This window comes from Vibrio sp. D54 (assembly GCF_021728075.1).
Taxonomy (GTDB): Bacteria; Pseudomonadota; Gammaproteobacteria; order Enterobacterales; family Vibrionaceae; genus Vibrio; species Vibrio alginolyticus.
Genome location: NZ_JAKKCS010000001.1, coordinates 282,940 through 297,658 on the forward strand (window position 1 = coordinate 282,940; position 14,719 = coordinate 297,658).

The 14,719-nt window shown below is 46.0% G+C and carries 11 protein-coding genes and 1 riboswitch; of the genes, 4 read left to right on the forward strand and 7 right to left on the reverse strand.

From position 1 onward, the window contains the following. Positions 1-20: 20 nt before the first annotated feature. Entirely contained in the window at positions 21-662 is a 642-nt protein-coding gene (locus tag L3V37_RS01245; protein WP_005374889.1) for a MarC family protein, read from the forward strand. Between the two features lie 190 nt (positions 663-852). Continuing rightward, on the forward strand, positions 853-1,725 hold the full coding sequence (locus L3V37_RS01250; protein ID WP_237305681.1) for a patatin family protein: 873 nt from the start codon (positions 853-855) through the stop codon (positions 1,723-1,725). A gap of 53 nt (positions 1,726-1,778) precedes the next feature. On the opposite strand, the gene gbpA is transcribed toward L3V37_RS01250, so the two are convergent. From gbpA to L3V37_RS01265, 3 genes are all read right to left on the reverse strand, one after another. Then, positions 1,779-3,242 carry an N-acetylglucosamine-binding protein GbpA gene (gene gbpA, locus L3V37_RS01255; protein ID WP_237305682.1) on the reverse strand — a complete coding sequence of 488 codons (1,464 nt, stop codon included), beginning with the start codon at positions 3,240-3,242 and terminating at the stop codon, positions 1,779-1,781. Between the two features lie 98 nt (positions 3,243-3,340). Further along, positions 3,341-3,441: riboswitch (cyclic di-GMP riboswitch) on the reverse strand. A 268-nt stretch (positions 3,442-3,709) separates the two neighbouring features. Then, complete coding sequence (locus tag L3V37_RS01260; protein WP_237305683.1) at positions 3,710-4,210, reverse strand: fasciclin domain-containing protein; 501 nt, start codon at positions 4,208-4,210, stop codon at positions 3,710-3,712. 80 nt (positions 4,211-4,290) lie between these two features. Continuing rightward, entirely contained in the window at positions 4,291-5,772 is a 1,482-nt protein-coding gene (locus L3V37_RS01265; RefSeq protein WP_237305684.1) for a cryptochrome/deoxyribodipyrimidine photo-lyase family protein, read from the reverse strand. A gap of 108 nt (positions 5,773-5,880) precedes the next feature. On the opposite strand from L3V37_RS01265, the gene L3V37_RS01270 reads away from it, so the two are divergent. Next, entirely contained in the window at positions 5,881-6,186 is a 306-nt protein-coding gene (locus L3V37_RS01270; protein WP_237305685.1) for a DUF6482 family protein, read from the forward strand. A 68-nt stretch (positions 6,187-6,254) separates the two neighbouring features. Here the strand turns inward: L3V37_RS01270 and L3V37_RS01275 are convergent, their stop codons facing one another. Both L3V37_RS01275 and L3V37_RS01280 read right to left on the reverse strand, forming a co-directional pair. Further along, positions 6,255-7,235, reverse strand: coding sequence for a rhodanese-related sulfurtransferase (locus L3V37_RS01275; protein ID WP_017634441.1), 981 nt, complete (start codon positions 7,233-7,235; stop codon positions 6,255-6,257). A gap of 463 nt (positions 7,236-7,698) precedes the next feature. After that, entirely contained in the window at positions 7,699-8,994 is a 1,296-nt protein-coding gene (locus tag L3V37_RS01280; RefSeq protein WP_237305686.1) for an alpha/beta fold hydrolase, read from the reverse strand. 210 nt (positions 8,995-9,204) lie between these two features. Here L3V37_RS01280 and L3V37_RS01285 point away from each other — a divergent pair, with 210 nt between their 5' ends. Next, positions 9,205-10,362 carry a D-alanyl-D-alanine carboxypeptidase family protein gene (locus L3V37_RS01285; RefSeq protein WP_237305687.1) on the forward strand — a complete coding sequence of 386 codons (1,158 nt, stop codon included), beginning with the start codon at positions 9,205-9,207 and terminating at the stop codon, positions 10,360-10,362. Positions 10,363-10,446: 84 nt separating this feature from the next. Here the strand turns inward: L3V37_RS01285 and L3V37_RS01290 are convergent, their stop codons facing one another. Both L3V37_RS01290 and L3V37_RS01295 read right to left on the reverse strand, forming a co-directional pair. Then, entirely contained in the window at positions 10,447-13,104 is a 2,658-nt protein-coding gene (locus L3V37_RS01290) for an alpha-amylase family glycosyl hydrolase (RefSeq protein WP_237305688.1), read from the reverse strand. A gap of 129 nt (positions 13,105-13,233) precedes the next feature. Beyond that, positions 13,234-14,697 (reverse strand): helix-turn-helix transcriptional regulator, encoded by a 1,464-nt coding sequence (locus tag L3V37_RS01295; RefSeq protein WP_237305689.1) that lies wholly within the window; start codon positions 14,695-14,697, stop codon positions 13,234-13,236. Positions 14,698-14,719: the final 22 nt, after the last annotated feature.

The window sequence follows — 14,719 nt, forward strand, 5'->3', positions numbered from 1 at the left end:
ATTTAAATGCAGTGGAAAATATGAAAGAACTCATTGTTCATACAGTTACGGTGTTTATGGGCTTCTTTGCCATCATGAACCCTATCGCCAATATTCCCATCTTTTTGAGTTTAACTGCTGATGAAGATAAAGAAACCATCCGTTCCATTGCGCTCCGCTCGGTTTTTATTGCATTTATTATCATCGCGATATTTTCTATTGCCGGTAAGTTAATTTTTGATTTGTTTGGTATCACGCTTTATGCATTGCGAATAACAGGCGGCATTTTGGTGTTTTTGATAGGTTTTAACATGCTTCAAGGTGATTCGACGCATCAGAAAACCAAAGAGAAGGCGTATTCACCAGCTCAGCAACGGGCGGCATTGAGTATTGCAGTGTCTCCACTGGCGATGCCAATATTAGCTGGGCCTGGAACGATTGCTACCGCGATGAACTTTGCGACAGCGGGTGGTTTCGATCAAACCATTATTACTATCGTTTCTTTCGCTGTCCTCTGTGTGATCACCTATGTACTGTTTTTATTTGGAGACAAATTGGTCAAAGCGGTTGGACCAAGTGCTCTAAATGTTGTGACTAAAATGATGGGCTTAATTCTAGCGGTTATTGGTACTCAAATGTTCATTGATGGCGCGGGCGAAGCCTATAAAACGGTTTTCTCCTAGATTTCTCTTAGACCTTGCCACCTTGGTTAAGCCCGCAATTACATTTCTAACGGGTACGGATTTTTTGAACTTTAGTTTTCATTTTCTAAGAGAGAAATAAATAGACTTCACCTATTTCAATAATAAGAATATTCAATTGTTGTGATTGCACGAATTTCATTACTCTTTTGGCAAGGAGAATGGGGGAAATATGGCAACAAAAGCAATTGTAGTAGAAGGTGGCGCGATGCGAGGCGTCTTCGCAAGCGGAGTGTTAGATGCGTTTTTAGAGCAGAGTTATAAACCGTTTGATTTTGCAATCGGTGTATCTGCTGGTGCATCAAATTTGATTGGGTATTTGACCGACTACCCGCATCGCAGTATTAACGTCATTACTAAGCTGGCCACAAGCAAACGCTTTTTTGACCCAACTCGCTTCGTTAAAGGTGGGGACCTCATTGATGTGAAGTGGCTGTTTGAAGAATCTAATCGCTTGTATCCCGTCGATGAAAATAAACTGTTTAATGGCGTTCCTTTTCTCGCAGCGACAACAAATGTAGATACAGGGCAGGCAGATTATTACCGCGTGACACGTGATAATTTTCACCATGCGATTGAAGCGACAACAGCATTACCGATTGCCTACAAGCATACCCCTTGTTTTTCTGGCGGTTGTTATACCGATGGTGGGGTCGCTGACTCTATACCAGTGCGTGAGGCTTATCGTCGAGGGGCTCGCGACATAACCGTAGTACTCTCTCACCCGCTGAATTATGCCAAAAAGCCAGTTAAGACCACATGGCTGATGAAGAAACTGTTTGCGGAGCACCCCAAAATGGCGGATGCGATGTTAAGACGTGCAGATAACTATAATCAATCATTGGAGTTTATTCGTAACCCTCCACCAGGAACACATGTTAGGGTAATTGCCCCACCAGATAATTTTCATGTTCAGCGCTTATCAATGCGACAATCCGTTTTACTAGAAGGGTATGAAATGGGGCTGATTGAGGGGCGAGTGCATCTCTCTAGTTTATCTGGTGTTTATGGTTTAGACCGGGAAAATTGTCATTTTTGCGTTTGATTATAAAAGAGCCTCATAGTGAGGCTCTTTTTACTTAACGTTCAAAGGGTGATTTAGTTGACTTTATCCCAAGCCATCTCCCAGTGTGAACCTATTCCAGGCTCGTAATGGTTTGCGGCTTCTTTCCACTGCATACAGTAACCAGAGTATGGGAAAGGTTTACATTGATAAATGCCCCCGTCGCTGGCAAGCACTTTTGTGCCCGCAGTGTAGCTAGATAGTCCTTCAGGGAAGACAAAATCGTACTCACCAGATGGTGGTGGAGTAACTGACTCTTCTTTTAAGTGAAAGTCGAGTGTTTGCTGATCCACCAAGTTGCCATCTTTGTCCTTAATACGTGTCACGAGCATATGGTGACCCGGCTCTGATTTACTTAAAGCGAGCGATATCGCCTCTACCGAGCCGTCTTTCATTTCGTTTGCCCAACTTGCAAGTGGTTCGCGATGGTGATTGTAAACGGTGAGTTCTGCATTTAAATCGCCTTCAGCAGTTAGTGTCAGATCCAACGTTGTCGGTGTTGACTCAATGATATACTCGTCTGCTAAGCCATCTACTGTGAGTGAGTATTCTGGGACAGGAGTTTCAATGTTATAGCCGATCTCTACTCGCTCAAGGCCGCTATTTGCTTGCAGATACACCGGATTAGTACCATAAACAGGAGTGAATTTATCCTCTGCATACTGCCCGGCTTGCAGTTTTGCTTGTTCTTGGTTTAGCTTAGTCGCGAGTGCGTAAGACCAGTTTTTCGCTTGGCCCATTGCTGCATCGGTAATTTCTAGTTCAGTTCTATACGCCACGTTTTCACCTGCTTGATCAAATACGCGTGTATAAACCGAATCCCCAATATTTAAATCCATTGTAGGAATAATTTGACCGCCTTGCTTCCAATCTGGAATAACGGGACTGTCACCATCAAATTTCACATCGATCACGTTATAAAATGAGGCTGCAGTGTCGCCAACATCCCATACTGCCAGGATGACATGGTATCCCTCGCGAGTAGGCACATTACATTGATGGCTTACCTGTTTCGGGGGTTGAACCATATTGCCGTCGACGACACAGAAAGGAGTTAGATCAAAAGAGTCTCGTGATAGTGAAGCGTTTGGGTTCCAATCAGGCTTGGTGATGTAATATTTCCAGTCGCGCGTCACGTGGTTAGCGGTAAATGTCCATTCAAAAGTTTGTGTACCTGCTTGAATAGGGCGTTTTACCCAACGGTCGGCAGTTTGCTCATCAAGGGCAGCTGCTAAAGCGGTTTCGGCACTCGCTATTTTACCATCGCGAGGCCCTGTTTCGGGAAAGCCATCAGGGCCTTCAACGCTTTGCGGTTCATATTGAATCGCACCGCAGTTATTATTTTTTTCGTTAGTATCTGGCGTTGGATACTTACATAGTGCCGAGCGACTTGCAGCGACACCACCATTGGTTTCTGATACATAACCGTGAGCCGCAGCACCTGAGCTAATGCTTGCAAGTGCTAACGCGAGTACGGATTTGGTTGGAAATGATTTCATCACATGTCCTCTGTTATGGCTGACAAACTAGTGTCACACCCCGGCGCATGCTGAGCATAAAGCAACGCTACAGAAATTGGACTTCTGTAACACTGCGTCATGGTAACCCCGCTATCATGAGCATTCTTTTAGATTTTTAAATGCTGACAGACCGGAAGCTTTGCGTCCCACCCTTTCGAATGGTTTGCCGAAATGTGATTGAGCAGCCAAAATTTAGCTTAAGAATTTACATGTGGAAAAGTAAACGTCACTGACATGGAATCCTGTTCTCAAATTGAAAGATAACGATATCTTAACCTCGTCAATATTGTGCAGTGTCGTCTTACAAGGTATTGATTTTAATTTTGTTTTTATCCTTTTTATAGTCATGGTGAATGAGTGGGGGTTGGGGATAAGTGGAGAGGAATCGTGCTAAGGGTGGAAGAAGTTCTGTCTAAAGGGCGGATTGTACCGCCCTCTGAATGGTGTTATTTCGGCATGATGACAGTATCAATCACGTGAATGACACCGTTTTTAGCTTTCACATCGGTTGCAATGACATTTGCATCGTTAACCATGACTTTATCGCCCATGGTTTTAATCATCACATCTTGCCCCTGAACCGTAGTCGCTTTGTCTAGCTTAACAACATCGGCAGCCATCACTTTCCCTGGGACGATGTGATAAGTCAAAACAGATACTAACTTGTCTTTGTTTTCCGGCATTAAGAGCATGTCGACTGTGCCGTCTGGCAGTTTTGCAAAAGCGTCATCCGTTGGTGCAAAAACAGTAAATGGGCCTTCTCCTTTGAGAGTGTCAACCAAGCCCGCTGCTTTCACCGCAGCAACAAGCGTATTGAAAGAGCCGTTTTCAGCGGCAACGTCGACAATATCGGCTTTCATCATGCCATGCTCATGAGCCTTGACGGGAAGCATAAAAGATAATGTCGCCATCAGTGTAGCCGCGATAACTAAGATACGTTTGAACATAGTGTGTTCCTTACTAGTTGAGGGTACAACGGGTTCCCTGGAGTGTGTTTGCATTTGTACGCATTGTGATTGAAAGATGATCATCGCGCCCTACTTTCTTTTGAGGGTCTAACATGTCGCGCAAGAATTCGTCTGCCTTCTTGTTTCACATCGGCTCGTTTCCGCCACGTCCATAAGCGCTCTCTTGCTGCCTTAGCTGCGTTGTCTGGTGCGATAATAGGTGCAAGGTAACGGCTATCTGGCTGCAATTGATACATGACAGCTTCCATCTGGGTCATTGTCCAGGGCTCGAATAAAAGAGGGGGAGGAACCATTTGTAACTCAGGTACCCACTTGTAGATGAACGTACCGTTAGGATCATGTTCTTGGGCTTGCTTGATCGGATTATAAATACGGATTGTGTTAGTCCCGGTTACTCCTGCTTGCATTTGGAATTGTGGGTAATGAATTCCAGGCTCAAAGTCGAGAAACAGTTGCGCTAAATGCGTTACACCTACTCGCCAATCCATGTTCATGTGGTGAGTAAGAAAGCTAACCAGCATGGCACGCATGCGAAAGTTAATGTAACCAGTGTGGTGCAAACAGCGCATGCAGGCATCAATCAAAGGTACGCCAGTATGCCCGGATTTCCATGCTGCTAACTTTTCTTCATTGAAAGTACTACTTTGTTTAATCAATGGTTCGTAAGCCCGATTAACGCAGTAAAACTCCATGTCGTATTCCGATTCGAATTTTTGGATGAAGTGACAGTGCCAATGAAGCCGTGAAGACAATGCAATTAAGCTGCGACGAAACCCAGCGACTTGCCAGTGTTTCAAAAGGTATTGATAAACTTCACGCAAGGATATGTTACCCCAAGCGAGATATGGAGAAAGTCGAGTACAGGCTGTGCGTGAGGCTGTGGGACTAGAAATGCTTCGATAGTAATCACGACCTCGACGATGAAAAAAGTCCTCTAGTGTTTTCCAAGCGAGCCGGCTTCCTCCCGTTTGCATTCCTTTGCATTTTGATAGCCAGGATGATGGTGGCGAAAACGAACAGCCGAGAGTTTCTGCATCCAATGAATGCAACAAGTCGGTTTGGAGCTCAATAGGGCTTATTGAGGCTCTCATGACAGAGTCCCAATGTTTGTCCCAACCTTGCCGGTTTTTTGCACCTCTGATAACAGCACCGTGTTCGAACTCAAACCAGTCGATGTTCTGCTTATACAGCCAAGCGGCAACTTGTCGGTCTCGTTCAAAGGTGCAGTTGAGTCCTATTTCTTGGTGAGAAAAAACAGCGTTGATTTGATATTGCGCTTGAATTGATTGGAAACATGCTAAGGCATCGTCAAACAGCACCGTGATTCGATGCCCATACGCTTTGAGCGTCTCATCCATGTCTTGCAGTGATTGCCAAACAAATCGCCAGTGGCGCTCAGAATAGTGTGGGTTGTTCAATAGCAATGGTTCAACAATATACAAAAGCACAGTTGGGTGCTTTGTTGATAATGCTTGAGTTAGTGGTTGATGGTCAGTCAGCCTTAAATCTCGCTTTAACCACACGACATTGATTGTTTGCATCGGAATCCTCTTTGTTTCCGATGTTGTACGCAAGTAAACCGAAGAAATCTCATCCAATGATCGGTTTTATTCTACAAAACGTAGAGGTAACTTTCAGGGAGGTGACGCATGGCAATACCATTGAGTAAGTTACAAAAATACTTCTATGTAGACAAATTGGTCATTCATTCGCTTGATCTCGCATTGTACCAGGCATCTGTCGTGATTGATGGAGAAGCGCAATTTATCACTGATGACAACGGTATCTTTTTGAGGGCTCATTCCCTGATCGAGATGCAGAAGAAGTGCAGGAATATCAAAGCAAATAAGCAGGTTATAGTGCATCAAAGTGCTTATGATGAAATGGTGGGGCTACCCGAAGGCAAAAGAGACAATCAACTAGAGGTATTGGTGAGGGATACAAAATTGTATTGAAAGAGTATTGGTGCGTAGTAAAAGCGAGCCACCTTACGGCAGCTCGCTAAATATAAGGAGAGTTGGGCTTAGTCTTGTTTACGCTGCGCTTCTTTTTGCGCGTACTTAGCGGCACGTCGGGCTTCTCTTTGCTTGGCACTTTCACCACCAACATGCTGCTCGCCTCGCTGCTCTGCAAGAACAATTTGTTTTTCACGCTCGCGGAATCGAGCAATTTGTTCTTCTGAGTGTGTGCCGTGACATTTTGGACAGCTCACGCCTTGCTCGAACAATTCTGACTGTTTGTCTTCTTCAGTGATCGGTAGACGACAAGCGTTACATAAATCGTAATCTGCTTTTTCTAGCTGGTGGTTCACTGCAACACGCCCGTCAAATACGTAACAATCGCCTTCCCACATGCTCTCTTCTTGAGGAACTTCTTCAAGATATTTAAGAATGCCGCCTTCTAGGTGGTAGACCTCATCAAAGCCCTGTTCTTTCATGTAAGCCGTTGATTTTTCGCAGCGGATACCACCGGTACAGAACATCGCAACTTTCTTGTGTTTTGCCGGGTCCATGTTTTCCTTTACATAGTCTGGGAATTCACGAAAGGTTTCAGTATTTGGGTTTACAGCGCCTTTGAATGTCCCGATCTCGATTTCGTAATCATTACGTGTATCGACAACAAACACTTCAGGATCAGCAATAAGATCGTTCCACTCTTGAGGTTTCACGTAAGTACCCACTACGTGGCGAGGGTCTATACCTTCAACACCTAATGTTACGATCTCTTTTTTCAGTTTCACTTTGGTGCGATTGAATGGCTGGGTCTCAGAATACGACTCTTTGTATACGGTGCCAGTCAAACGAGGTTCGTTGTTTAGCCACTCCAGTAGCGTATCAATACCTGCACGATCAGATGCAACAGTACCGTTGATACCTTCACTTGCCAGTAGTAATGTTCCGCGAATATGGTGTTTTTCCATCAACGCAAGTAATGGCTCGCGTAGCTCTTGATAGTTATTCAGCTCAACAAACTTGTACAGCGCACAAACTACATACTGACTCATGAGGTTTCCTTTAAAAATACAGGTGGTCAACGACCTTAAAATTTTAGCGGCACGAAGTATACCTGACTAAACTAGTCGGAAATACGGACAAATTATACGGATATTATGAGTAGGCGGGGCCTGGCGGTCTTTGATAGGGGGAGCATGTCCGCAGGTGAAGCCGCTATGTGTTCAAATTATAAGCATTAATTATAGTGGGTTAGGTAGGTTGGAGCCGATACTTTTGGTTTGAATTTATGCTGTTATTCTCTTTTAGGCCCTTCAAAAAAGTTAGGCGCAAGAAGCACCAAGTAATCACCGGAGTCATTGACAAGGAAAGGACATGTCGCAGTTTTATACATGAGGTTGTGAGGGATAAAGGTTTAGGGACAAAGAGTGAATGACTGATCGCCATTGTTCATAAACCGCTATAAACGCCTTTTCATCAAATACTAAAAAGGCGTATTTCTAACGTCTGTCCTGCTTATTTCAACGCAGCTGCGGTCTGTTTACCCATGGCAATGAGCCTGTCGAGAATGCGTTCACCGTCGGCACGCAAACCGTTGTGCTCGTACTCGTTGGTGATCCACGCTTTTGAATTTGGGATTAACGCGAGCGTCTCTCGGCTGATATCCATTTCAACAAACATATCATCGGCGTAAACGGCGCAACTGACAGGCACTTTATTTTGAGCCAGTTGATTTTGATCGTACAGCGCAGCCCAATCGTCTTTCGCGGCCAATATTTCTGCGGCGTCTTTTAGTGGTTTAAGGTTGACGTATTGGTCGAACATCCACGGGAAGACCATTTCCCCCGTAAAGTAAAATGGCTGGCCAAGTTCATAATTAAACTCTGGTCGGGTTTGGCGAACACGGTGCGCACTCCAACTCGACGCAAAGCCTTGGCAGTAAATCGATTCATGCAAAATGGCGTAGATCGGGTTGGTTTGGAAGTTTTGCTGCGCCAACATATCGTTCAAGAACTCATAGCGAAGTTGTGGTTTGCCGTTCACTTCAATCAACGCGCTTTCTAGCCAATAGTAAGTTGGCAAGAAAGTATCACTCACACCAAAGTTGATGCCGATTTGTTGAAATTGCTCCACCGTGAAGCGTTGACCATTTGGTAGGTACTCTTCATTTTCCAGCAAGTGATTCGCAATGTTTTGGCAAAGTTGTTGCGCACTTGGAAATTGTTGGAAGAACGCTTGGTTTTTCTCCATGGTGCGTTTGAAGGTGGCTTCATACACATCGTCGGCATGACGCGAGACTGATGGCACGCCACCTGTGATGTAGCTTTGTAGCAAGCTGTCTGGGAACAAAGACAAATAGGTGAGGGAGCAAAACCCACCAAAGCTTTGACCTAAGATCGCCCATTTTTCGACGCCAAATTGCTCACGAATGTACTCCGCGTCGCGCACGATGTTATCCGCTCGGAAGTGGCTCAAGTAGTCTGCTTGTTGCTGCGGTGTGAAATGAGCCAGAGTCTGATGATTAATCACCGAACTATTGCCCGTACCGCGCTGGTCGAGGAGCAAAACTCGGTACTCTTGCAGCGCGCGCTTTACCCAGCCGCTATTGCCGTTTTGACGCGGAGAGGGAAAGCCCGGCCCGCCCTGAAAGTAAACCAACCAAGGTTTGGTCGATTCTTCATCGCCGACTAGGCAAACCGCACGGGCGAAGACTTCAATGGTGCCTTTACTCGCGTCTTGGTAATCCAGAGGAACGGTAAAGCTGTGGGGAGTGTAATGCAATCCTGCGTCGATAAATGATTGAGCGTTCATTGTTATCTTTATTTCCTTATTGAGGGGTAGCGCTACTTTACTGCGAATGGCATGAAGAACCAATGCTATTTCCCAATCGTCTCTTCAGTTCTATATCTTGGTCAAATCAATGTAAGTTCAAGAAAATGAAACGATTAGCGACTGGTGCAACTGGTTGAGTGAGCTATGCTCAATAGAGTTGCGACAAAGTAAGAGCATGGAGGAAGTCGGATGAAAGTGTCACTGGCTCGATGGACAATTGTGACTTGTTTAATAAGCGTACCTACTTTTGCCGTTGTTACGCCCAACCCACCTCAGTTACAGGCAAAAGGCTACGTATTAATGGACTTTCAATCCGGTGCCATTATTGCCGAGCATAACGGGCGAGCAGGCCTTGCTCCGGCGAGTTTAACCAAGTTGATGACCGCTTATGTAGTTGGACAAGAAATCAAAGCGGGGCGTTTGAAATGGGATGATGTTGTCACCGTGAGCGAAAACGCGTGGTCGGCCAAGTTTCCCGGTTCTTCTAAAATGTTCATCAAACCGAAAGATGAAATTAGTGTTGCGAACTTAATGCGCGGCGTGATCATCCAATCAGGAAATGATGCGTGCGTTGCACTGGCTGAGCATGTTGCAGGCAGTGAACGCGGCTTTGTCGCCTTGATGAACGGTTGGGCGGAGAAATTAGGACTGCAAGACACCTATTTTGTGAACTCCCATGGTCTTGATAGTGATGGCATCCAAACCTCACCAACCGATATGGCAAAACTCATGCAGTCGATCATCAGCGATGTTCCTGATGTGTACGCGCTATACAGTGAGAAAGTCTTCAAGTGGAACGACATTACGCAGTACAACCGCAATAAGTTGTTGTGGGACAATTCCATTGATGTCGACGGGGGAAAAACCGGCTACACCAGCAATGCTGGATACAGCTTGGTGAGCTCGGCCAAAGAAGGAAGAATGCGCCTTATCTCGGTGGTGATGGGTACGCCAAGTAAACAGGCTCGGATCAGCCAATCGAAGAATCTACTCAGCTATGGTTTTCGCTTTTATGACACCAAACAAGTTGCTAAACAGGGCCAAGTTGAGTCTAAAGTTCGCGTTTGGAAGGGAAATGCTAATCAAGTTGAAGCGATCTTCGCTAAAGATGCCTATCTCACTCTGCCTCGTTCAATGACGGCTGGGCTTGATAAGAGTGTGGTGTTAAATGAACCGTTGATTGCGCCGATCGCGCAAGGAGATGAGATTGGTAAGGTCGTTTGGAAAAGCGATGACAGGACCGTGGCGAGTTATCCCTTGGTCAGCAGCCAAGTAGTAGAAGAGGGCTCGTGGTTCGGTCAGCTTTGGGACAGTCTGGTGCTGTGGGTGAAATCGTTCTTTAACTAGAATAAAAACGAGCAGAAGTGCCTTTCTGCATTCTTTTGTTGATGGCCGCCCAGCTAAACGCTGGGCGGTGTTTTATTTAACGGTTTATTCCGACAAGGTGATGATTGGTAAATCGTCCCAAATCTTACTTTCATCCGATTCGCCACCGGAGAAGTTCCAAGGGCCTTTGTCTTGCTCTAGCGGACGGTAAGTTGCCGAAAGGCCGTCTAAGTCCCAAGTCGTGACATAGAAGCGGATACCATCGAGCGAATCTGGGCGGCCTAGTGCATCGCTAGCAAAGTCCATCGAAATGGTGTTGTTGGCTTTGTCTACCGTGACCATTGGTGCTGGCGTTACGGCTTCTCCCCATGTCGTCGCATTTGCTCCTTTGGTGTTGTAAATCGAGCTTTGCCAGCCAAAAACAACCGCATTGCGACTCCAGGTTCCGTTTGGCATAGAAGCGTTGATCTTCGGTAGCTCAGACAAGTTGGTTGCGGCTTCTTCCGGTAAATCAATAAAGATGGTGAAACCCACGTGGTCGAAGCCGTTTGGTGGCAACCAAGTGTCGGTGATTTTGTCCATAGTGAAGGTCAAACGTACGTTACTGCCAACGGTAAACACTTCTGCTTTGTTGATCGCGAGTTGGCTGTTGTCTTTGTCGAACGTTGGATCGGTTGGTAATGAGTAGTTACCGTTGGGACCGCCCATGCCATCTTGTGCATCACCTGCGTCATCAATAGTGTCGTCTGGCGTGTTCGACCAGCTTAAGTCCGACACAAAGTTCACATCTTCAATGCCCGCTTTTTTCTCAGTGGAGTAAATCGCGAAGCGGTGTTGCTGTTCGCCAATCGCAAAGTGACGGGTAGATAAAGTCACGCTGAACTGACCGTCAGCACCTACGGTAATGGCTTGTGCTGTTTCCAGATTACCGTCGACGACAAGGTTTAATTTCTCGTTTGCATTAGCAGTACCAGCAATCACGATGTCATCTGTAATGGTTTGTCCTTCCCAATCCTGTGCCAGTTGGATGTTGAGGTCTGGGGTATCTACAGATTGATTGCTGCTTGTTTTTGAGTAAATCACTGCTGACTTGGCTGGCAACTCAAGGGTTACGTGACCATTTTCATCTGCGATTAACTGTTGTGGAGCTTCTGCCCAGTTCGACATGATTTGTTGTTTGAAGACGGTGCCGCCAACTTGTTCTACATCGAGTTGGTTCATCAACATCGGCGAGTTAGATGTGTTCATCACAACCAAGACTTCGTCGTTATCCAACGTTCGGGTAAAGGCGAAGACGCCCGCGCCCGCTTTATCGCTGCCAATCACTTTTATTTCGCCACGTGTCATGACTTTGTTTTCAGTGCGTAGCTTGGCAAGTTCTTGAATAAACAAGTACATCTCACTGTTTTGGTCGAACGAGTCTACGTAGTCGCCATCTTCACGGTACCCTCCGGCGAACATCGCATCACGCGCCGCTGACATCGCTTGCTCTGTACCTTGGTAAATCACAGGAATGCCCGGTACACTCATCATAGTGATCAGTGCTTGTTTCATGTCATTCACGCTACCTTGCGACAGAAAGCGCGGCATGTCGTGATTATCAATGAAGTTCGGCATGATGTATGGATTCGGGAACATCTCCATCATTTTCTCAAGACGGAAACGCAAATAGTCGGTCGGTTGCCCTGATGCAAATACACGCGTCATGGTCGCTTGCAATGGGAAGTTCAGTACCGAGGTTAGCTGTTTCGGCGAGCCACTTTCACCGATGTAAGTCAGCATCTTCTCTTCGCCTTCGGTGTGGTAAGGCGTAGATGTTTCGAATACTTCACCAAAAGTAAGGAAGTTATCGCGACCAGTATCAACCGCTTGAGTCATCACACCATCGTCGGCGTGCAGGAAGTCGTTCCAGAAATCGTGCTCAACAAACTTCACGGTATCGATACGGAAACCGTCAACGCCCACTTCGCGGATCCATTTTCGGTAGCTCTCTTTTAAATAAGCGCGTACTTCAGGATCGGACGTATTTAGATCATCCAGATCCGACAGTTGCCAGGTTTTTTCTTGGACGGGATCGTTGTGGTCGGTGATGCTTGGCGTCCAGTGGTAGCTGCCTGTGCCATCTTCTTTACACTCATTCATGTTTAGCGGGTAAGGCAGTTCTTGTCCTGCTGGCAGCGCATTTTCAATCAAACGGAAACCTTGGCAAGGAAGGCTAGGATCGTAATTGTATGGATCATCGTAGGTGAAGAAGTTGCCTACATGGTTGGTCACGATGTCCTGAATTAAGAACATGTTACGCGCATGCACTTCGCGTGCTAACGCTTGGTAGCTTTCCATGTCACCAAAGTGTTCATCCACTTTTTGGAAATCGCGCGCCCAGTAGCCGTGGTAGCCGCCGTAGTTTTGCTCTGCATCCCACCATTGGTTAGCAACTGGCGGTGTAATCCAGATAGAGGTAGCGCCTAGGTCTTCGATGTAGCCCAGTTTGTCACTGACACCAACCAGGTCTCCACCACTGAATTTCTTGTCTGAGGTAGGATCGTATTCATTCTGACCTTGATCGTTAAGCGTGTTGTCGCCGTCGTTAAAACGGTCGATCATCAAGAAGTAAATGATCTGGTCTTGCCAATCAGGAGATGCCACGTGGCTTCCTGTATCGGTTGGCATAGTTTCATCGCTACCACAGCCAGAAAGAGCTAGGGCGATCGCTATAGGGAGTATTTTTATTTTATTCATAGGGTTAGGTAAGGTTTCAAACACGGTTTTTGTCTCCGTTGTGCAGCAATGCGGAAACGATAAATCAAAGGTTTGAAATTGAGAGTGTCATTTCACGCCAAAAAAGACGTGAAATGATGTCACGAAGTGCTGAATTTGAACTGTGCTACATATTTAACTGAGTGGTTGCATAATTGGGTATTGAATCGGGTAATGGTCTTTGGCTAACTCATTACCAGAATGATCATAGAGTCGAAATCGACACTGTTTAGCCGTTTGGGTGAGGGGAAGTTGTAGCGCCCAGCATGTGTAATCTTCTGCATTCTGAGTTTGGCTCATTGTGTGCGGAGCTGGCGCATCACCCACGTAGCAATCGATCTTCGCCACGTCTTTTAATCTACATGCGAGTTCCACAAACAAGGTGTACTGTGTACCGAGTTGGATAAGTTGTTTTGTCGGGACAATGTATTCCGTTGCGCCAATTAAAAGCCCCTTGGAGACCACGTAATCACGCTGGTGGTTGTTATCAATGTAGCGCTCACCATCGACTTCATAACACAGTCTAAAGGTCAGTGGATGTGCGACAGGAAGCTCTGTTGTCGCCCATAGTTCGGTGCCATTATTCAAAAAACGCTCGAAGAAGGCGGGGTAGCGCCGCCATGCGCCATCACGGTCACGGCATTCTACCGAGACCACTTTTTCAAACGCAATATTATCCACTTCCATCCAGATTTTACCGACGGGTTGGTCAATGTCGTTATCGGCTAAAGTATTGGCTTTGGCATAGTACAAGCGGATGGGTTGGTTATTGAGGTGAGTGCGATTATCCAAGCATTGCTGGCGATATTGCATTGGCGAAAACGGATACCAACGGCGAAAGGTTCGGTGGAAGTTGGAAGGCTCTTCATAACCCAGTTTATAAGCGATTTGCTGTGTCGTGAGTTGAGTGTCTGCAAGTAGGGCTAATGCGTGCTTTTTCTTGGCGAAGTCGACGCATTGCGAATAGCTCATTTGTTTTTCTTGCAGGCGACGTTGCAAGGTGCGTTTGGAGACGCCCAGTTGCCTTGCCGCTTGCTCTAACTTGAGCGCGTAATTACTGTTTTTGATGAACAAGGCGTTCAAAACACTCAGCAATTCGGGTTGTTCAATTGGCTGGTGAGAAAGCAGCAAATAAACATGTTTCACCAGCTCAAACACGCTTGAACTCGTTTTAGAATCTCGCGTTTCCTTTAGAAAAATATCGGCCGTGAGTGGATTGTTGGCGTGAACTTGTACCTGTATTGATTCGCTTAATTCAAGCATTTCCAACTGCATTTTGAGCAAGCCAAACACCGACTCCGCCCAATTTGGCATATCGGCTGTTCTGCATTCTACTTGCAGATGGATTTGGGCATCACCATGTTGCAATGTGACGTACAAACGGCGGTCGAATAATGAGACACTTTTACTCCACCAAAGCAGCCCTTCTTGGAGGTTAGGCGCTTCTTTCAACATCATGCATTGCAAGGCCACCAACTTCTCAATGTGCCAATATTCGCCGGCAATTCGAAGGTGATTGTGACCGAGCTTTTTGCACAGAAAGGATGTAATAACGTTATCTTGAGGCAGCATGAGTTGAGTTTGGTTGCGAGCAAACATGCATTATTGCCGAAAAGATGAA